The organism is Embleya sp. NPDC005575 (assembly GCF_040605455.1).
Classification (GTDB): Bacteria; Actinomycetota; Actinomycetes; order Streptomycetales; family Streptomycetaceae; genus Embleya.
In genome coordinates this window covers 1-19,281 of sequence record NZ_JBEXCV010000058.1, presented here as the reverse complement: position 1 = coordinate 19,281, position 19,281 = coordinate 1, and the positions used below count along the sequence as shown (strand labels likewise).

Annotated in this window: 16 protein-coding genes and 1 tRNA gene; 8 read left to right on the top strand and 9 right to left on the bottom strand. The window is 71.7% G+C overall.

What is annotated here, in order from left to right; genetic code table 11:
- Positions 1-118: 118 nt before the first annotated feature.
- The gene (locus ABZS54_RS20680) at positions 119-1,093 is read right to left on the bottom strand and encodes a hypothetical protein (RefSeq protein WP_355537758.1); all 975 of its coding nucleotides are present in this window, start codon (positions 1,091-1,093) and stop codon (positions 119-121) included.
- Between the two features lie 310 nt (positions 1,094-1,403).
- Here ABZS54_RS20680 and ABZS54_RS20675 point away from each other — a divergent pair, with 310 nt between their 5' ends.
- Together ABZS54_RS20675 and ABZS54_RS20670 are read left to right on the top strand one after the other, a co-directional pair.
- A complete protein-coding gene (locus tag ABZS54_RS20675) occupies positions 1,404-3,101 on the top strand; it encodes a choice-of-anchor A family protein (RefSeq protein WP_355537755.1) in 1,698 nt (565 codons plus the stop codon).
- A 321-nt stretch (positions 3,102-3,422) separates the two neighbouring features.
- Positions 3,423-4,337 carry an SDR family oxidoreductase gene (locus ABZS54_RS20670; protein WP_355537752.1) on the top strand — a complete coding sequence of 305 codons (915 nt, stop codon included), beginning with the start codon at positions 3,423-3,425 and terminating at the stop codon, positions 4,335-4,337.
- A gap of 44 nt (positions 4,338-4,381) precedes the next feature.
- Here ABZS54_RS20670 and ABZS54_RS20665 read toward each other — a convergent pair whose 3' ends face one another.
- The 7 genes from ABZS54_RS20665 to ABZS54_RS20635 all read right to left on the bottom strand — a co-directional run bounded on the left by ABZS54_RS20665 (position 4,382) and on the right by ABZS54_RS20635 (position 11,280).
- Positions 4,382-4,600, bottom strand: coding sequence for a hypothetical protein (locus ABZS54_RS20665; protein WP_355537749.1), 219 nt, complete (start codon positions 4,598-4,600; stop codon positions 4,382-4,384).
- A 129-nt stretch (positions 4,601-4,729) separates the two neighbouring features.
- The gene (locus tag ABZS54_RS20660; RefSeq protein ID WP_355537746.1) at positions 4,730-5,689 is read right to left on the bottom strand and encodes an electron transfer flavoprotein subunit alpha/FixB family protein; all 960 of its coding nucleotides are present in this window, start codon (positions 5,687-5,689) and stop codon (positions 4,730-4,732) included.
- A 118-nt stretch (positions 5,690-5,807) separates the two neighbouring features.
- Positions 5,808-6,569, bottom strand: a complete 762-nt coding sequence (locus ABZS54_RS20655; RefSeq protein WP_355537743.1) for an electron transfer flavoprotein subunit beta/FixA family protein — start codon at positions 6,567-6,569, stop codon at positions 5,808-5,810.
- Positions 6,570-6,875: 306 nt separating this feature from the next.
- Positions 6,876-8,159, bottom strand: coding sequence for an adenylosuccinate synthetase (locus ABZS54_RS20650; protein ID WP_355537740.1), 1,284 nt, complete (start codon positions 8,157-8,159; stop codon positions 6,876-6,878).
- Positions 8,156-9,151 carry a hypothetical protein gene (locus ABZS54_RS20645; protein ID WP_355537737.1) on the bottom strand — a complete coding sequence of 332 codons (996 nt, stop codon included), beginning with the start codon at positions 9,149-9,151 and terminating at the stop codon, positions 8,156-8,158. Before ABZS54_RS20645 ends, ABZS54_RS20650 begins: the two co-directional genes overlap by 4 nt.
- A gap of 69 nt (positions 9,152-9,220) precedes the next feature.
- Entirely contained in the window at positions 9,221-10,429 is a 1,209-nt protein-coding gene (locus ABZS54_RS20640) for a lipopolysaccharide kinase InaA family protein (protein ID WP_355537734.1), read from the bottom strand.
- Positions 10,426-11,280, bottom strand: coding sequence for an NUDIX domain-containing protein (locus tag ABZS54_RS20635; RefSeq protein WP_355537731.1), 855 nt, complete (start codon positions 11,278-11,280; stop codon positions 10,426-10,428). Before ABZS54_RS20635 ends, ABZS54_RS20640 begins: the two co-directional genes overlap by 4 nt.
- A 288-nt stretch (positions 11,281-11,568) precedes the next feature.
- Between ABZS54_RS20635 and ABZS54_RS20630 the strand changes: the two genes are divergently transcribed.
- Both ABZS54_RS20630 and ABZS54_RS20625 read left to right on the top strand, forming a co-directional pair.
- On the top strand, positions 11,569-12,366 hold the full coding sequence (locus ABZS54_RS20630) for an STM4013/SEN3800 family hydrolase (RefSeq protein WP_355537841.1): 798 nt from the start codon (positions 11,569-11,571) through the stop codon (positions 12,364-12,366).
- A gap of 85 nt (positions 12,367-12,451) precedes the next feature.
- A tRNA-Thr gene (locus ABZS54_RS20625) sits at positions 12,452-12,527 on the top strand.
- Positions 12,528-12,716: 189 nt separating this feature from the next.
- Here ABZS54_RS20625 and ABZS54_RS20620 read toward each other — a convergent pair.
- Positions 12,717-13,262, bottom strand: a complete 546-nt coding sequence (locus ABZS54_RS20620; RefSeq protein WP_355537729.1) for an ADP-ribosylglycohydrolase family protein — start codon at positions 13,260-13,262, stop codon at positions 12,717-12,719.
- Positions 13,263-13,810: 548 nt separating this feature from the next.
- Between ABZS54_RS20620 and ABZS54_RS20615 the strand changes: the two genes are divergently transcribed.
- The 4 genes from ABZS54_RS20615 to ABZS54_RS20600 all read left to right on the top strand — a co-directional run bounded on the left by ABZS54_RS20615 (position 13,811) and on the right by ABZS54_RS20600 (position 18,935).
- Positions 13,811-15,979 carry an EAL domain-containing protein gene (locus tag ABZS54_RS20615; RefSeq protein ID WP_355537726.1) on the top strand — a complete coding sequence of 723 codons (2,169 nt, stop codon included), beginning with the start codon at positions 13,811-13,813 and terminating at the stop codon, positions 15,977-15,979.
- A gap of 263 nt (positions 15,980-16,242) precedes the next feature.
- Entirely contained in the window at positions 16,243-17,514 is a 1,272-nt protein-coding gene (locus ABZS54_RS20610; RefSeq protein ID WP_355537723.1) for a sensor histidine kinase, read from the top strand.
- Entirely contained in the window at positions 17,511-18,179 is a 669-nt protein-coding gene (locus ABZS54_RS20605; RefSeq protein ID WP_355537720.1) for a response regulator transcription factor, read from the top strand. The genes ABZS54_RS20610 and ABZS54_RS20605 overlap by 4 nt, the downstream gene beginning before the upstream one ends.
- Before the next feature lie 429 nt (positions 18,180-18,608).
- Complete coding sequence (locus ABZS54_RS20600; RefSeq protein WP_020551261.1) at positions 18,609-18,935, top strand: hypothetical protein; 327 nt, start codon at positions 18,609-18,611, stop codon at positions 18,933-18,935.
- Positions 18,936-19,281: the final 346 nt, after the last annotated feature.

The following is a 19,281-nucleotide window of genomic DNA, read 5'->3' as shown; positions in this document are numbered from 1 at the left end:
TCGGGCCCGGCGCGGCGGTCGGTGGGTCGGGCGCGGCTCGGAAGTCGGTGGCTCGGGCGCGGCGATCGGTACGCACCCGAACGCCGCCGCGACGATCAGGCGCCGGTGGGGCGGCCGGTCAACCCCGCGCGGCGGCCCCGGTGCCGGCAACCGGATCCGCGTCCGAACCCGATCCCGAATCCGAATCCGATCCGGCGGAAGGTTCCTGCGGTTCGTGCTTGCCGAAGTACGCGACGGCCACCGCGCCGGACACCGCGAGCACGAAGCCCAGTACGGCCATCCAGGCCAGCCCGTCCCGCGAGGTGTCGCCGAGCCACAACACGCCCACCGCACCCGGCACCACCGTCTCGCCGACCACGAGCGCCGCCGTCGCGCCGTTCACCGAGCCGATCTGAAGCGCGATGGTGTGCAGGTACATCCCGCCGATGCCACCGATCAGCACCGCGTACAGCGCGGGGTCGGCGGCCAGCTTGGCCAGGTCGAACGGGTCGACGCCGTCCAGGATCCGTACGCCGATGCCGAGTCCGCCGAAGCCGAGCCCGGAGAGCAGACCCGCGACGATCGCACCGTTGGCGCCCAGGAAGCGAACCAGCACGGTGCCGCCGACGATCACCACGAACGTGACGATCAGCACCCACCAGTGCGTGGCGCGCGGACTGTGCCCGTCGCCCTCCGGGCCGGCCGCGACGCCGAGCAGGACGAGCGCTCCGCAGACCACGCCGATCGAGGTCCAGTCGGCCCGGTACAGCTTGATCCCGAGCAGCTTGATCCCGAGGACGGCGGTGATCACCAGGTTCGCGCTGATGATGGTCTGCGACAGGAACAGCGGCAGCAGCCGCGCTGCCAACGCGCCGAGCGCGAAACCGACGAAGTCGAGCAGGGTCCCGACGATGAACTCCCACGTGACCGCGGCCTTGGCGGTGGAGGACAGGCTCGGGCCGCCGTACCCGGTCACCTGCGCGCTGCCGCCGCCCCACTCGGCCCGCTTGGCCTCCTCCTCGCGCGCGGATCGCCGCGACCCGACCGCTTGCAGCACCGACCCCACGCCGTAACACGCGGAGGCCGCGACAGCGGTGACCAGACCGACGATCACAGAAGACTCCCATTCACCAAGATCTCGGATATGCCGCGAGGGCGGCTACGGACACCCTGCCGGCCTCGCGCGGATCGCACCCACGACCCTCACGGCGGCCCGCCCGCGCCGGACCGGTTCGGGCCCGACCACGGGGCCCTCCCCGCCTTGTCTCGCCACGCCAACGATCGTGTTCCGCACCCGGTTTCCGATCCGGGGCCGTGAATCACATCCCATACCTGCGGCGTACTCGGGCCGTACGCATCTCGGTTGACGACGTGCGACGCGACTGCGCCGGCGGAGGCATTCGAGGGAACCTCCCGCGCGTCTTGTGACGATTTGTAGACTTATATCCGATTCTTCGGGAATGCACAGGAAATCGAACGCCCGGATCCGCGCGACGGGTCTCGCGTTGTCCGGAGTCGTCACCCTCGGCGGTGTGATCCTCGTCTGCGTGTTCGCCGTCATGGGCTTCGCCGAGCCGCTGTCCGGCGGACTCGGCCCCTGCGTTCCCGGCCGTTGTCCGGACACGAATGAAGAACCCGGCAACGGCCCGATCGCGGGTCGCGACAACGGCATCACCATGTTCGTCGGTGGCGATTGGTCGGTACGCGGATCCGCCGCGGAAGCCGAAGGCAAGTCGGTCGCCCTCGGCGACTTCGACATGAACAAGACCTCGGGGTCCAGCATCTACAACGTCGGCATCGTGGGTGTCGGCACTCGGGTGCCCCCCGACAACGGCACGGACTTCCTCACCGTCGGCGGCAACCTCACGGTCGCGACCGGACAGACCCTGAGCACCGAGGAGGGAACCGTCAGCGGCGTGGTGCGCCATGCGGGCACCTTCACCGGCGGCACCGTGACGCCCGCCGCGGTCGAGGACGGGTCCGCCGCGGCTCCGTACACCGGTCTGCGTCCCCAGCTGACCGACTCGTCGAGTTGCTACGCGTTCCCGGACGGCCGGCCGCGCGCGGCCACCGGCACGGCCACGAACGTGGGCTTCGAGACGTTGTTCACCGGTGACGGTACGTCCCGGCTCCAGGTGTTCGACGTCGCCTTCGACATCGCCGATCCCACCGGCGGCGGGGATCAGGGCATCTCGTTCGTCGGGATTCCCCCGGGCGCCACCGTCCTGGTCAACCTGACCGGGCCGAGTCGGGTGATCAGCACCTTCATGGGCAGCGCGAGCATCCCGCCCGGGCTGCGCGAGCGGCTCCTGTGGAACTTCCCAAAGGCCACGTCGGTGACCATCAAGGGCGGTGCCCAGTTCCAGGGCAGCGTGCTGGCGGGCAACCCGGAGAGCACCACGACCGTGTCCGTCCCGGGGATGAACGGGCGGTTCTTCACGGCCGGTTCGCTGATCCACGAGTCGTCGTCCGGATCCGAGTTCCACCGGTACCCGTTCGACGGTGACTTGCCGAACTGCGGCGGGCCCACGTCGGCGTCGCCGTTTGCGTCGCCGTTTGCGTCGCCGTTTGCGTCGCCCTCTGCCTCACCGTCCGCGTCGCCTTCCGCTTCGCCGTCGACCTCGCCTTCAACCAGCCCGTCGGCCTCGCCCCCGGCAAGCCGGTCGGCGAGTCCGTCCGCTTCGCCGTCGGCGAGCCGGAGCGCCGGCCCCTCGGCGTCGCGGTCGGCCTCACCGTCGGCTTCGCACTCGGCCGGGCCGTCGGCAGCCCGCTCCGCGTCGCCCTCGACCTCGGCGTCCCGCTCCGCGTCGCCCTCGACCTCGGCGTCCCCGTCCGGCTCGTCCTCGACCTCCCCCTCCGCCGGCCGATCGGCGGCACCCTCCGACATGCACAACAAGCCGCACGGAGGCGGTGCCGGTGGCTCGGGCGGCCACGGTGGCGGCGCGGGCGGCGGTAACGATGGTGGCCACGGCGGTGACATCGGGGAATCCGGCGGAGCGCATCTGGCCCACGGCGGCATGACGGCCAACGCCGCGACGTTGCTCGGCGGCAGTGCGCTCGCCATCGGCCTCGGTGTGATCCTGCTGTTCGTCCACCGCGCGCGTGGTCGTAGCCGCGCGTAGCGCCCAGCCGACCCGAATGGTCCCCGATCTCCCAGGAGAACGGGGGCCATTCCCGCATTCGACGGCCCACGTCGCCGTTCGCCCGCCGCCGACCACAACTGCCGACCGCCGAGCCCGCCACCCCAGCCGGCCGCCCGCCGTGACCGCCAACGCGCGTACGCCGTCCCGAGGGTCGGCTCGATTCCCCATCGCGCCCGGCACGCCGTGTGCGCGTCGTCCCGCAGCGTGATCGGGCAAAGGATGTACGCGGCAACGGTCTCACCATACTGTGACCCCCGTAGCGGTCGTCGGAAGCGATCGACAAGCATTGGGAGGGGCCACATGAGCGGGATCTGCGAGGGACGCGTCGTCGTCGTGACCGGTGCGGGCAACGGCATCGGCCGGGCACACGCACTGGCGTTCGCGGCCGAGGGCGCCAAGGTCGTGGTGAACGACCTCGGCGGCGCGCGCGACGGCACCGGCGCGTCGGCGGGTCCGGCCCAGGCCGTGGTGGCGGAGATCGTCGCGGCGGGCGGCGAGGCGGTGGCCAACACCTCCGACATCTCCGACTTCGCCGGCGCCGAGGCGCTGATCGGGCAGGCGATCGAGACGTACGGCCGGCTCGACGTCCTGGTCAACAACGCGGGCATCCTGCGCGACCGGATGTTGACGAACATGTCCGAGGCCGAGTGGGACGCGGTGATCAAGGTCCACCTCAAGGGCACGTTCGCCCCCGCGCACCACGCGGCGGCGTACTGGCGCGGCCTGGCCAAGGCGGGCGAGCAGGTGGACGCCCGGATCATCAACACCAGCTCGCCCTCCGGCATCTTCGGCAACGTCGGCCAGACCAACTACGGCGCGGCCAAGGCCGGCATCGCGGGCTTCACCATCATCGCGGCGCAGGAGCTGGGCCGCTACGGCGTCACGGTCAACGCGATCGCCCCCACCGCCCTGACCCGGTTGACCGAGGATCTGGCCGGCTTCGCCGACGAGGCCGCCACCGCGAAGCTCGCCGAACAACTCGCCCCCGAGCACATCTCGCCGCTCGTGGTCTGGCTCGGCAGCCCCGCCTCCGCCGGCATCACCGGCCGGGTCTTCTCCGTCACCGGCAGCTCGATCAGCGTCGCCGAGGGCTGGGCCAACGGCCCCACGGTCGACAAGGGTGCCCGCTGGACCCCCACGGAACTCTCCGACGTCATCCCCGATCTGGTCGCCAAGGCGGCCGGCAACGCCGACATGAGCGGCGTCCGCAAGTAGCCTTCGTCCTCCCGGACTCGGCCCCGGCCGCCGTCGGCTTCGCGTCAGGCGGCGGCCCTGGCCGCAGCGAGGACTTCGGGCAGAGTGTCGCGAACGGCGAGTACGGCATCGGTCAGGACGGAGGGGAGCGCGCGCTCGGCGCCCAGGGCGAGCAGGACATGCCCGCGCAGGCGGGGCAATAGTTCGCCGGCCCGCGCGGGATCGACCAGCCGAAACAACGGCACGACCACCGCAACGGCGGCGCTCCGCTCACCTCTCGACATGCCCGCCCCCACGGTTTTGGACGGCGCAGCGGGGAACGCCGGGACCCCGCGACCGGTTCTCCCGGTGCGGGGTCGCGGCGAGCGGCGTCGGTCGGCGACACCACCCGAAGGGGCGGCGCCGACCCACCGCTACTTGCGCTTGTTGATCTCCGCCTCGAGCTGCGGCATCACCTTGAACAGGTCGCCGACCACGCCGTAGTCGACCAGGTCGAAGATCGGCGCGTCCTCGTCCTTGTTGATCGCGACGATGGTCTTCGAGGTCTGCATGCCCGCGCGGTGCTGGATCGCGCCGGAGATGCCCACCGCGATGTACAGCTGCGGCGAGACCTGGGTGCCGGTCTGGCCGACCTGGTGGCTGTGCGGGTACCAACCGGCGTCGACCGCCGCGCGGGAGGCGCCCACGGCCGCGCCGAGCGCGTCCGCGACCGACTCGATCACGTGGAAGTTCTCCGCGCCGTTGACGCCGCGGCCACCCGAGACCACGATGTCGGCCTCGGTCAGCTCGGGGCGGTCGGACTTCTCGCGCGGGGCGCGCGAGACGACCCTGGTGCCGGTGGCCAGGGCGATGAAGTCCACCGTCACGGCCTCCACGGCGGGGGTGGCCGGGGCCTCCTCCGGGGTGGCGGCGTTGGGCTTGACCGTGATGATCGGGGTGCCCTTGGTGACGTGTGCCTTGACCTGGTAGGTCGCGGCGAACACCGACTGCTCGGTGACGGGGCCGTCGGCGCCGGCCTCGATGTCCACCGCGTCGGTGATCAGGCCCGACTCCAGGCGCACCGCGACGCGCGCCGCGATCTCGCGGCCGTCGGCGGAGGAGGCGACCAGGATGGCGCCCGGCTCGCTGCTCCCGGCGATCTGGGTCAGCGCGTCGACGGACGGGGCGACGAGGTAGTCGTCGACCTCGGGGGCGTCCACGACGTAGACCTTCTGCGCGCCGTACTTGCCCAGCGTCTCGGTGGCGCCCTCGGCGCCCTTGCCCAGGAAGACCGCGGCCGGCTCACCGAGGCGGCGAGCCAGGGTCAGCAGCTCCAGGGTCGGCTTGCGGACCGCGCCGTCGGCGTGGTCGACGAGAACGAGAATCTCGGCCATGTGGGGTTCTCTCCTTGTCCGGTACAGCCCGGATTTCTCCGGCCGGGTTGCGATGCTTGGCCGCCCCGAGGAGCGACCGCCACAAACGTGTCGAAACAGTCCGGTGCTGCTGACCGACTCAGATGAACTTCTTGGCGGCGAGGAACCCGGCCAGCTGCACGCCGCCCTCGCCCTCGTCCTCGACGACCTCGCCCTTGGCGCGCGGCGGACGCTTGGTCGCGGTGTCCACGATCGACCACGCCGCGGACAGGCCGACCTGGTCCGACTCGATGCCCAGGTCGTCCAGGTCCAGCGACTCCACGTTCTTCTTCTTGGCCGCCATGATGCCCTTGAAGGACGGGTAGCGGGCCTCGCCGGTGCGGTCGGTGACCGACACGACGGCGGGCAGTGCGGCCTCGATCAGCTCGGTGGCCACGTCGCCCTCGCGACGGCCCTTGACGGTGGTGCCTTCGACCGTGATCTCGTCCAGGTAGGTGACCTGCGGGACGCCCAGGCGCTCGGCCAGCATCGCCGGCACGACGCCCATCGAGGCGTCGGTGGAGGCCATGCCGCAGACGACCAGGTCGAAGCCGGCACGCTCGATGGCCTTGGCCAGGATCAGCGAGGTGCCCAGCGCGTCGGTGCCCGCGATGTCGTCGTCGTTGACGTGGATGGCGTTGTCGCCGCCCATCGCCAGCGCCTTGCGCAGCGCGTCCTTCGCGTCGTCCGGACCGACCGTCAGGTACGTGATCTCGGCCTCGACGCCGGACTCCACGATCTTGAGCGCCTGCTCGATCGCGTACTCGTCCAGCTCCGACAGCAAGGAGTCGACCGACTCGCGATCGGTGGTGCCATCGTCGTTGAAGCCCCGGTCCCCGGTCGCGTCGGGTACGTACTTCACGCAGACAACGATTTTCACAACAGTTCTCCTGTGGTCGTCCGGTCACCCAGGTGCCGGTCCGAGGGTGTCATGCCCGTCGACGGGGGCGGCGACAGGCCCACGGTTCCGGCCCCAAGATCCATCAATCTCCGCGCCACGATGCCACGCCCGCGAGAAGGCACACGCGTGACACAGGGCACATTCAGTTCTGACGGTCCGTCAACTTCTGCTTCGAGAGTACGCGGTCTTGGTAAAGCCGCTGACCACCGACCCGGCCTCGATCCCTCGACACCTCGCGAAGCACCTCTCGGAGCGCCCTTCGGACCGCTATGTTACCGGAGAGTAATAGGAGCCTAGTACGGGCTGCTCACACTTGTCACCGGTGCGCGGACCGAACGAGAGCAAGGTCACCGGGGCGCCCAGCTCGGCGGCGACGAATTCCGGCCACCGCGCGGGCGCCGGCGCCGGCCGCAACACCGGCCGCGCGGCGAACATGTGCCCGGTCAGCCGCTCGGCACGGGCGAGGTCGGGCACCGAGCCGACCGAAGGCTCGACGCCTTCGTACGACCCGGCCACCGCCGCGCCCGCCCGTCCGAGTACGTCCGCGTGGGTGAGCGCCAGCCCGTGCACTCCCCCGCACACCGCGACCGCGTACCGATGCGCCGGCACGTCGAAGTGTCCGACCCGGAACGCGCCCTGCCACCGCCCGGTCCCGTTGTGCGGGTCCGGCAGCGCGGCGGTCAGCGCCGCGTCCTCGGTGGGCAGCGGCCCCGCGCCGTGCCGCGTCGTGTAGGTGCGCAGCACGCCGAGCCGATACAGCGCCTCGCCCGCCTCCGCGGCCAGCGTCTCGGCGTTCGCGAAGGTCGTGGTCGACCACGTCGTGTACGGATGGAACCCGTGCCACTCGTCCAGCAGCACGCCTTGCGCGCCCTCGAAGACCACCGGACCACCGCGCAGCAGCTCGCGCGCGTACGCGCGATCCACCATCCGCACCGCCCGCCCGAAGCCCAGGAAGGCCGCCACGCACGCCGATACGTCCGGACCCAGGGGTGTCCCGAATTCGGCGCTCAGCGCGTCCCGTACGGCCGTCAACCGGCGGCGCAGCAGCCCCGGCGAGGCGCAGTCCCCCACCCGCGGCGCGTCCTGGGGGTGGGCCAGCGCGAACGCCGCCGTCTCGCCCACCCCCATCCCGCACGACCCGTGCCGGTCCGCCCCGCGCGCCAGCTCCCGGGCCCGGTTGGCCGCCGCGTGGTACGGCGTGGTCAACAGCGCTTCCCGGTCCACGGTGAGCAGCGCGAGCGGCTCGGGCACGCCGAGCACGCGCAGGTGCTCGGCCTCGGCGGCCAGCGCGAGCGGGTCCACCAGCATGAACCGGGACAGATGGGTGCGGGTGCCCGGGGTGAAGGTGCCCGAGCCGAACTGGGCGAACGTGTGGTGCCGCCCGTCGTCGGTGACCACGTTGTGCGCGGCCTGGGCACCGCCGTTGAAGCGCACCACGGCGTGCACCGGCTGCCCCTCCTCGCGCGCTCGCGCGCACAGCCGGTCCACCGTGGTGCCCTTGCCCGCGTCGCCGAACCCCAGATCGACGACCGCGATATGACGTGGTGTCACAGACGCGTGGTGCCCGCGTCGCCGGCGCCGTCCAGCCCGGGCAGCGAGCCGGACACGGCCACCCCGCCGCCGGTGCGGGCGTAGGAGGCGAGCGCCTTGGAGACGTTGGCGACCTGCGCCGTGGCGCCCACCTCGCGCAGGTGCTCCAGGCCCTCGTCCAGGTCGATCGCGTCCTCGGCGAGGCCGATGGTCAGCGCGATCGTCTCGCAGACGCCGTCCGGGTCGTCGAGTTCGATCACGTTCTGCCGCAGCAGGCCCTTCCACTCGCCGAGCACCTCGGCGTCGCCCACGTAGGACGAGCCGGCCGGGAGGATGTAGTAGACCTCGTACATGCGCTGCAATTCGGCCAGGATCCGCTCGATCGGGATGTCCTCGGCGAGGTCGTCGCCGATGAATTCCTTCACCTCGGCGCGGCGCACCCTGCGGTAGGGCATCTCGTCGCCGATCACGAACAGGTAGCCGCGCTTGCCGCGCTTGTCGTGGCAGTCGATCGAGGTGTGCCGGGCCATGAAGTACAGGGCCAGTTCGTACGATTCGCGCTTTTGCCCGCCGCCGCCACCCTCCAGGAGGATCTTGCCGAGCTGGTCGTCCATCCGGTTGTCCGACTCGAACTGGCCGACCTGCAACGGGACTCGGTCGCAGGTCGCGTCACCGATCGCGCCGAACATGATCTGCGGGTCCTGCACGTAGCCCTTGCGCAGCAGCAGGCCGAACAGCTCGGGCAGCTTGGTCTGCAGGGTCTGCGGGACGCGCAACATCGAACCGGTCACGTCGAACAGCACCGAGATGGCCAGCGACGTGGGGTGCTCGTCGCTGTCCCGGCTCTCCCGCACGCTCGCCAGGCGCGGGTCCAGGTCGTCGTGCGCCTTCCAGGCGCTGTGCGGCGTGCTCCGCTTGGTGACGTGGTCGTAGTGGAACGCGCTGCGGCCGGCGGCCGCGTTGTAGCTCTGTGCCGCGTCGTAGACGTTGGTGGACCAGTTGCCACTGCCCATGGTGCTCACTCCCCGATCAAGGCGTTGAAATCTGTGCGCGGGGTCGGCCGGGCGGGCCGACCCCCGGCGCTATACGGAATCGACCGGCCTGTCGCCGGTGCGGGCGGCGCCGGCCGCCGGGTCCTTGCTCTCGCGGCGCGTGGGCATCGCGAACGGTCGGAAGCGGCGCGGGCCGTAGAGCTTGCCGAGCAGTTCGTCCAGTTCGCCGAGCAGCTTCCACGCGTCGTGCGGACGGCGAGCGGGAGCGGGCAGCGAGCAACCTCGGGCGAAGCGCAGCAGCGGCTTGGGCGCGTCCGCAGCGAGCAGGGCGGTCATGCATCGGGTCGCCATGTACACGTCGGCGGCGGTCTCCGGCGGCTGCTTGCCGGGGATCTCCGGCGGATACAGGTCCGCGTGCCGGTCGATCATCGCCGGCACGTGCTCGACCGCCTTGGCGCGCAGGATCGCCTCCGGCCGGTCGGCGTCGCCCGGCCCGTCGAGCAGCACCGAGTAGCACCAGTCGACCAGGACCAGACCGTGCTCGCGCGGGTGGATCAGCACGTGGTCGGGGGTGATCGCGCCGTGCACGACGCCGGCCCGGTGCGCGTATCCGATCGCGACCAGCAGGCGGCGCCACATCCAGGCCACGTCGCGCGCGTCCAGGCCGTCCGGGTACGCCTCGCGCACCTCGGCCAACGAGCGGAAGCCGCGCACTCGTTCGAGGACGTTGGCGCGCCGCTCGACGCCGCTCTTGGCGTCTCGGTGCCGGAAGGTCTCGATCAGCCGCGGCACATAGTTCGCGTACTCGGGATCACCCTCGCGGGCGATCCGCTCCAGCGCGGTGGCCTCGCGCTCCATCAGGTCGTTGTCGCTCACCGAACGCGGCAGCTTGAGCAACGCCCGCGCCTCGCCGTCGTCCTCGGCGCGGTAGCCGACCTTGTAGAGCGTGGCGATGTCGCCGCTCGCGCGCTCCTCGCCGACCGAGTAGACCCGGCGCTTGGTGGTGATCACCACCTGGCGGCCGGTCACGCCGGTGATGTCCTGCTGATAGCGGTTCCACAGCTCGCCCAGGGCGGTGAAGGCGCGGGCGGCCTCGGTCCGTCGGTCGGCGGGCGCGGTGTCCGGGTGGAGCAGGCGGGCGAGTTGTCGGTAGGTGCGGTTGCCGGCCCGCAGGCAGGCCTCCGGCGTGCCGTCGTAGGGCCCGAAGACGCCTTGCGGGTCCGGTGCCTCGCTCAGCAGGTCGAGCGCGGCCACGAAGGTCGTGGGGGTGGTCGAGGTGGTGCCGGGCGTCCTTGTCATCGGGAGTCCTCCTCCGGGACCGGGCGCAGCAGCGCCGGGTGCAGCAGACGTGCGGGGCCCGCGCGGTACAGCCGGGCGCGGCGACCGCCGCGAGCCCCGCCGCGCGCGGTGGTGGCGCCGGTGTCCTCGACGAAGCCGGGCACCGACAGCACCTTGCGATGGAAGTTGCCGGCGTGCATGGGCTGTCCCCACACCGCCTGATAGACCTCGCGCAGTTCGGTGACGGTGAACTCCGCACCCGCGAACGCGGTGGCCAGTGGCGAGTATTCGAGCTTGGCGCGGGCGCGCTCCAGGCCGTCGGCGAGGATGCGCGCGTGGTCGAAGGCCAGCGTGTGCGGATCGACCTCGGCGACCGGCACCCACGACGCGTGAGCGGCGTCGCCGCCGGCGGTCGGGTCCGGCAGGTCCGGCGCGAAGGCCAGGTGCGCGACCGAGACGATCCGCATCCGCGGGTCGCGCCCGGGCGCACCGTAGGTGCCCAGTTGTTCGAGGTGGACCCGGTCGAGCCGGGCACCGGCGGCAAGCCCGGTCTCCTCGGCCAGTTCGCGTTCGGCGGCCTCGCCGAGGTCCTCCTCGCGCCGGGTGCCGTCCGCGCCGACCACCGGCCGCACGAAGCCGCCGGGCAGCGCGAGCCGGCCCGCGAAGGGCATTTCGCCGCGCCGCACGAGCAACACGTGCAGCGCCTTGGGCGGATCCGCGCCGGTGCCGTCCGGGTCGGTGTCCGCCCGGCCGGCGCCGCCGAGTTGGCGAATCGTCAGCGCGACGATGTCGACGGTGACCGCGATCGGATCCCAGGCCCGGGGGTCGTAGGACGCGAGCCAGTCGCGTTCGGTGGTGGCGGTGTCGGCCATGTCGCACTTCCCTCCGATGTGCTCACTGCGATGCACGTCCGACGCGGCCCCGGCGGTTCACGTTCCCGACCCCGACTCGACGGTTGTTCTCCGAATGAGATGTTCTTAAGTTGAGAACAACATACACCGCGACCCGAACACCGGCGAGGGGGTTATCCCTCGAAGAGTCGCCTCCCTCTGGTAGGCATGGGCGATCCATTCGCCGCCCGCGTGCGGGCCACCGGCGGCGGCCCCGAACACCCGAGCAGATGCGGAGAAGGTGGCATGTCCGATATGACCGGTCCCGACATGAACGCCGTCGTGGGCGAGCAGGACCTACTGCTCGTCACGCTCGACGCGCTGCGGTACGACGTGGCCGTCGAGCTCGCCGCGGCCGGCCGGCTGCCCAACCTCTCCCGGGTCCTGCCCGAGGGCGGCTGGCAGCGCCGATACACCCCGGCCAGCCTCGCTTTCGCCGCGCACACCGCGTTCCTGGCGGGCTACCTGCCCACCCCGGCGGACCCCGGCCCGCATCCGCGCCTGTTCGCCGCCCGGCTCGGCGACACCGAGTCCACGAACGCGCACACGTGGCTGTTCGACACCCCGGACCTGCCCAGCGCGCTGACCAAGGCGGGCTATCACACCGCCTGCATCGGCGGTGTCGGCTGCTTCGACAAGCAGGGCGCGCTCGACTCGGTGCTGCCGGGGATGTTCGCCGAGAGCCACTGGGACCCCGAACTCGGCGTCACCTCACCGATCTCGTTCGAGGCCCAGGTCGCCCGTGCCGAACTGGTGGTCGGCGGCCTCGACCCGGACCGCCGGCTCTTCCTGCTCGTCGATGTCGCCGCCATCGGCCGGCCGAACTGGTTCCACACCCCGGGCGCCACCGCCGCCGACGGCGACAACCTCGACACCCACGCCGCCGCGCTGGAGTACGTGGACCGGCACATCGGCCGGCTGTTTCGCGCGATGAGCTGCCGCAGGCCCTGCTTCGCGATCGTCACCGGCGACCACGGCACCGCCTACGACGAGCGCGCGGAGGCCGGCCGCGAGGTGGTGTGGACGGTCCCGTACGCGCACTTCACGATGAGCCCCGGCGAGTGGTGAGCGCCGGTCGGCGAAGGCGCCTCGGGCCCACTCGTGGATCAAGTTGGCGAACCGAACGCGGATCCGGTAAGTTTTCGCCGCGCAGGCCCCAATAGCTCAGTCGGTAGAGCGTCTCCATGGTAAGGAGAAGGTCTACGGTTCGATTCCGTATTGGGGCTCCAGGCAAGCGAGAGGCCCCCCGGTCCGCCGGGGGGCCTCTCGTGTTTCGTCGATCCACCCCTTCGGGCGTCCCGGCCCGGATCTTTCACCGGCCTTTCACCGGCGTGACGGCACCGAACCCCGCCGATCGGGACGGCTCAGCCGAACCGGGCCGTCAATCGCGCGTCCAGGCCCGCGAGATGGTCCCGCCCTTACGGCCCGTTCGCCGGCCCCGCCGGCAGCGCGGGCGACAGGTCCTGGGTGTACTCCGCCGAGCAACTCGCCACCGCCAACGCGATGGTGGCCACCCTGTCCACGTCGCCGGTGTACGCCACGCACGCCTTCGACAGCGCGGCCGTGCCGGTGTGCGCGGCCGGCGCGGTGATCGCCGCGCGGGTGCTGTCCATGCCCGCCGCGCCGCTCATGTCGCTCTCCGGTCGCAACACCTCCGGCAACTCCGTGCCGTCGGCGACTTCCTCCAATACGCCCCGAAATCCCCGCGCGTATCCGGCGCGCGCGTCGCGCTCGTACGCCCGCACGAAAAGGTCCGCGAGCGCCGGTATCCCTTGATCGTCGCCGAGCAACCATTCGGCGACCGCGATACTCATCTGCGTGTCGTCGGTATATCGGCCGGGCGGCACGTCACGATGACGAGGATGCTGCACATAACCGGCGAGCGTGTTGCCTCGCACGACGAACGGTCGATCCGCGTACTCGAAACCGGCTCCGTACGCGTCCGCGACCGCAAGTTCGACCAACGTCGGGACCATATCGTCCACTCCGGGAGCCCACGGTTCACCCGCGGCGACGGCGCCCCACCTCGCCGACGAGAGCCGGTAGAGCGTACCGTTGCCCGGGGGCGGCAACCTGATGGTCCGTCAGTCGTCGCGTGGGGAGCCCTGCGTGCGCCGGAGTGCGAGGGCGTACGCCACAATTCGGTACGGACCCGCGCGCACCACCTGTCCCTCTCCGGAGTGATGCTCCTCGCGCCGCGTCCAACTGCAAGACGTTTCCGCGCCGCGGCGGATACCGTCGACGATGATCACGCGATCATCGGGACACACCGGAGGTACCAACCGGCTCGTCCGAACGGGTGATAACGGGTGATGTGGCTCGTTCACACGGCCGCTGGGGATTGTGGCCGGCTCGTCCGAGCGGCGACCGCACCGACATTGCACGGTGACGGATCGCCCCCGAGGAGGAAAGGTGGGGCGGTGGATCGACCATCGTGGGCGCCGGGCACAGCGTGGGGCCAGGCGTGCCGGGGGGCCGGCATGTGCGCCCGGACCACCGTGGGGAGCGCAGGGTGAACGGCGGTACGGACGACGCGCGGGCCGACGGGGCCAGGGCATCGCTGAGCCGGTTCGCCCGCGACTGGGCCCGCACCATCGAGGGCACCAGCTTCGTCCCGTTGAGCGGTGCCGAGATCGAGCAATACCTGCGCGAGCAGGCCGCGCGCCTGGCGCAGGCGCTGCGCACCGAGCCGTTCGACCCGGCCGCCGCGCGCGAGGTGGGCGCGTCCCTCGTCGGCGAACACTTCACCGGCAGCGGCACGCTGGAGCGCACGCTGGGCCTGGTCGGCCCGTGGTGGCCCATCCTGTGCCGCGAGGCGGTCGGCCGCGGCCGGGACCCCGACGCGTACCTGGAGCGGATCGCCGCGCTGATGGGCGCCCTCGCGGCAGGCTACGCGGAGGCGCTGCGCCGGCGGACCCTGGACGAGCAGGAGGCCATCCACGCCGCCGTCCTGGTCGCGCGGGACAGCGCCGAGCACGCACTGCACACGAGTGAAGCGCGCTTTCGGGCGGTTTTCGACCAGGCCGCGATCGGCATCGGGATCGGCGACGTCGACGGCAACGTGATCGACGTCAACCAGGCGATGACCACGATGTTCGCGGCCAGCGTCGAGGAGATGTGCAAGCGGCAGGTCCGCGACTTCATGCACGACGGCGACACCGACCACATGTGGAAGCTCTACGACGAGTTGATCACCGGCGAACGCGACCACTTCGCGCTCGAGAAGCAGTTCGAGAAGGCCGACGGCGAGACGCTGTGGACACATCTGTCGTTGTCCCTGGTCCGCGACTCCAAGGGCAGCCCCGAGTACCAGGTCTGCATGCTGGAGGACGTCACCGACCGGCATCGCCTGCACACCCGGCTACGCCACCAGGCGATGCACGACCAGCTCACCGGACTGCCCAACCGCGCGCTGTTCGTCGAGCGGCTGACCGCGGCCTTCGAACACCCGGGCCCCGGTGACCGGGTCGGGCTGTGCTATCTGGACCTGGACGGGTTCAAGGTGGTCAACGACAGCCTCGGGCACGACGTGGGCGACCAGTTGCTGGTCGCGGTCGCCCGGCGGCTGAGCCGGTACGCGGGCCAGGCCGGGCACCTGATGGCCCGGATGGGCGGCGACGAGTTCGTCATCCTGGTCGAGCACTCCACCGGCACCGGGCAGGTGGTGGCGCTGGCCGACGGCGTGTTCGCCGCACTGCGCGAGCCGTTCCGGATCCGCGGCCACGACCTGACGGTCACCGCGAGCATCGGCATCGTCGAGCGACCGGTGGCCGGCACCAGTCCGGCGGACACGCTGCGCGCGGCCGACATAACGCTCTACTGGGCCAAGTCCGACGGGCGCGGGCGCTGGACGGTGTTCGACACCGACCGCAACGACCGCGAGGTGGCCCGCTACACGCTGTCCGCGGAGATGCCCGCCGCGCTGCACCACGGCGAGTTCTACGTCGACTACCAGCCGCTCGTCTCGCTCGCCGACGGCGGCGTGCTCGGCGTCGAGGCGCTGGTGCGCTGGCGCCATCCGCGCAACGGCCTGGTCGGCCCGGACCGCTTCATCGGGCTGGCCGAGGAAACCGGGCTGATCGTGCCGCTGGGCATGCACGTGCTGGAGCAGGCGTGCCGCGAGGCTCGCCGCTGGCAGGATCTGGAGCCGGACGGCGCGCCCTTCATCAGCGTCAACCTGGCCGAACGCCAGTGCCGCGAGCCGGGTCTGGTGCGCCAAGTGGAGCGGGTGCTGGCCGAGACGGGCCTGGATCCGGGTCGGCTGCAATTCGAGCTGACCGAAAGTCAGATCATGTCGACCGACGGTGGTCCGCTGGAGCGGCTGCGCGAACTGGCCGCGATGGGCATCCGGATCGCGATCGACGACTTCGGCACCGGCTACTCGAACCTGGCCTATCTGCGCCGGCTGCCGGTCTGCGAGCTGAAGATCGCCGGCTCCTTCGTCGAGGGCCTGCGCCAACCCGGCGACTCCGATCCGGTGGACGGCCGGATCGTCGCCTCGCTGGTCGAACTGGCGCACGCGATCGGCCTGACGGTGACCGCCGAGGGCATCGAGACGGCGGTCCAGGCGGAGCGGCTGCGGGCGATCGGCTGTGACGCCGGGCAGGGCTGGTACTTCTCCCGGCCCGGGCCGCCGGATCGGATCGAGGGCATGTTGGCGGGGGTCAAGGAGCGCAGCTGACGGCGGGGGCACGCCAACCCGGTCCGGCCACCTCGCCGGCGGCGCGGGTGGGTCGGGCTGCCCGGGTGGAGCGTGCGGGTCGGCGCCCCGATACCCGCGGTGGCGGGTTGGCGGCCTGATACCCGTAGTACCTCGGAGCTACCCGGCGGATGAGCCCCCGGGTGGGACGTCGGCGGGTGGGGACGGCACCTAGCGTCGGTGCCGGGGGGCGCGCTCGGAGCCTGCCCGGACGGCGGAGGTGCGGCGTGCCTAGAGTTGATCTTGTGCAAGGGGAGGGTGGGAACCGGATCGGGACGGCGGTGCGCGCCTTGGCGCGTACGCTGCGCGCGGACCTGTGGACGGCCACACCCGACCCGCTGCCGCGCGGCTGGCGGGACTGGCAGCCCGCGTCCGCGGTGTTGTTGGTGTTCCTGGCGGTCCCGGCCGGCGTGGTCAACATCAATCAGCTCGTCTGGCAGTACGGCCTGGGCCAGTGGGCCGGGGTACTGTTCGGCGGGATCCAGGCGGCGGCAATCGTGGCCGCGATGTTCCGGCCGGTGCAGGCGTGGTGGGTGGTGACCGTGGCCATGGTCGTCATCGCGCTGATGGCGAACCCGCACGCCCCGCAGATGTACCCGTGGACCGTTACCGGGATCGCGCTGCACGCCGCGTCGGTGTTCCTGGTCGCGCTGCGGGCCCGGCCGCGCGTCACGGTCGAGGTGCTGGCGATCAGCCTGCTGACCGGGCTGCTGCTGCACGTCACGTTCTTCTCCCCCATGCGCAGGTTCGATCTGGATTCGGCCGGGGTGATGCTGACCATCGCGGCGGTGGTGGGCGCCTCACTGCGCGGCCGGCGGCAGGCCCGGAGGGAGTTGGTGGTCCAGTCCGAACTCACCGCCGAGGAACGGGCCCGGCGCACGCTTCTGGAGGAACGCACCCGGATCGCCCGCGAACTGCACGACGTGGTCGCCCACCACATGTCGGTGATCTCCATCCAGGCCCAGGTCGCGCCGCACCTGGTGGACAACCCCTCGGACGCGCTCAAGGAGAACCTGATCGGCATCCGAGCGAACGCGGTCGACGCACTCGCCGAACTGCGCCGGGTGCTGGGCGTGCTGCGCTCCGAGGACGAGCTGTCCGAGGCCGTGCGGCACGCCCCGCAGCCCACCCTGGACCGGCTGGACGAGTTGGTCGACAACGTGCGCGGCGCGGGTGTGGAGGTCGACACCCGGATCACCGGCGAGCGGCGGGCACTGCCGCCCGGGGTCGAGTTGTCCGCGTTCCGAATCGTGCAGGAGGCGCTCAGCAACGTGTTGCGGCACGCGCCGGGAGCCGTGATTCGAGTGGAGCTGGGATATCAGGCGACCGGCCTGGCCATCCGGATCGCCAACACCGCGGCCGAGGCGGCCGACGCGCCCACCCGGCCGGGTGGCGGGCACGGGGTGCTCGGGATGCGCGAGCGGGTCGCCATGCTGGGTGGCGATTTCGCCGACGGGCCGATTCCCGGCGGCGGTTACGAGGTAGTGGCCAGGCTTCCGTTGGGGGACGATTCGTGACCATCCGGGTGTTGATCGCCGACGACCAGGTGATGGTCCGGCAGGGCTTCACCGTACTGCTGAACGCCGAGCCCGACATCGAGGTGGTCGGGCAGGCCGTGGACGGCCTCGACGCGGTCGAGCAGGTGGCCGAACTCGCGCCCGACGTGGTGCTGATGGACATCCGGATGCCTCGGCTCGGCGGCATCGAGGCCACCGGGCGGATCACCGGCCCCGCCGACGCGGTGACCAAGGTGCTCGTGCTGACCACGTTCGACCTGGACGAATACGTGTACGAGGCGCTTCGCGCGGGCGCGTCCGGCTTCCTGCTCAAGGACGCCTCGGCCGAGGAACTCGCGCACGCGGTACGAGTGGTGGCGGCCGGCGACGCGTTGCTCGCGCCGAACCTGACCAAACGCCTGATCGGCGAGTTCTCCCGCCTGGCCGGCGCCCCGCGGGCCCCGCTCAAGGAGCGCGTCGGCGACCTCACCGAACGCGAGACCGAGGTGCTGTCCCTGATCGCCCAGGGCCTGTCCAACGCGGAGATCGCCGCCCGCCTGGTGGTGGCCGAGCAGACGGTGAAGACCCACGTCGGCCGCATCCTGCTCAAACTGGGCCTGCGCGACCGAACCCAGGCCGCGGTGTACGCCTACGAGACCGGACTGGTGCGACCGGCGGGCTACTGAGGGAGCTTCGGCATGGGGCCGCGGCGCTCTTGGGCGTGGCGTGCCGGGAGTCGGACTCCGATGGGAGTGGGGGCCGGGGTCGCCCGGTCCTCGACACCGGGTGCCTGCCGGGCGTCGCCGGGTGCGTTGCTCCGGCGGCGCGGTCGCGCACTCGGTTCGGGCTCGGGTCGAGCCGACGGTTCGGTGCGCGAATCGGGCGCTGCCGCCTGGCGTTCGACGCCCACACCGCACCGGCGGACTCGGCGGACTCGGCCGTTCGTTCCACCTCGGCCTTCTCGCGGTGCTCGCGCGTCGAGAAGCCGGTGAGCGGTGCGGACGGCGGGTATCCGGAGGGTGTCGTGGGTCGGAGCCGGTTGTCGGTCGGGGTGGCTAGCGTATGCGGCGGTGGGGTTGAGCCACCGTCATTCGACTATTCGATGGAGGTTCGCCGTGTTTCGTCAGGGCGACATCCTGTTGCAGCCGATCGGTGAGCGGACCGTGCCGACCGGCGTCAAGACGCTGCCGACCAAGCCCCGGGACGCGCGCGGCCGGCTGGTGCTGGCCCTCGGTGAGGCCACCGGGCACGCCCACGCGGTCGTCGGCGAGGGCACGCTCTACCTGGCGCCGGAACCGATGCTGATCGGCCACCTGCACCTGGACGAGGCCACCCGCATCGTGCACGAGGAACACGCCACGATCGACCTCCCCAAGGGCTGGTACCGCGTGGTCCGCCAACGCGAGTACATCCCGGGCGCGGTCCGGATGGTCGCGGACTAGGGACCGGGTCCGCGGCCGTCCGCGCCGTGGGGGACACGGCGAGCCGGGCGAGGGGCGGGCCCGACGTGGGCGCTCCGTTGGATCGCCTGCACCGATCTTCTCGAACGGCCGCCGTGGGCCGGGGCGTTGCCCGCGCGACGGCAACCTCCGTTCCCAACCCGCCCGGTGGCCCGAGCAGCGGGCGCATGCGCCCCGACCAAGACGCAACCGCAAGCCTGGGAGACCCAATGGCCACGCCGCCCCGCAAGTTGCCCGGGATCGCGCTGCCCCGCAAGGCGCTCGGGCCGCGCCCGCCGGCACCGCCCGCGCCACCCGCCAATCCGGCGGCCGCAGCCTGGGCGGCCCT

Bases quoted from the DNA above. Each gene is read 5' to 3' on its own strand.
- ABZS54_RS20670 (WP_355537752.1), top strand. From the start codon at position 3,423: ATGAGCGGGATCTGCGAGGGACGCGTCGTCGTCGTGACCGGTGCGGGC.
- ABZS54_RS20665 (WP_355537749.1), bottom strand. From the start codon at position 4,600: ATGTCGAGAGGTGAGCGGAGCGCCGCCGTTGCGGTGGTCGTGCCGTTG.
- ABZS54_RS20660 (WP_355537746.1), bottom strand. From the start codon at position 5,689: ATGGCCGAGATTCTCGTTCTCGTCGACCACGCCGACGGCGCGGTCCGC.
- ABZS54_RS20645 (WP_355537737.1), bottom strand. From the start codon at position 9,151: ATGGGCAGTGGCAACTGGTCCACCAACGTCTACGACGCGGCACAGAGC.
- ABZS54_RS20640 (WP_355537734.1), bottom strand. From the start codon at position 10,429: ATGACAAGGACGCCCGGCACCACCTCGACCACCCCCACGACCTTCGTG.
- ABZS54_RS20635 (WP_355537731.1), bottom strand. From the start codon at position 11,280: ATGGCCGACACCGCCACCACCGAACGCGACTGGCTCGCGTCCTACGAC.
- ABZS54_RS20630 (WP_355537841.1), top strand. From the start codon at position 11,569: ATGAACGCCGTCGTGGGCGAGCAGGACCTACTGCTCGTCACGCTCGAC.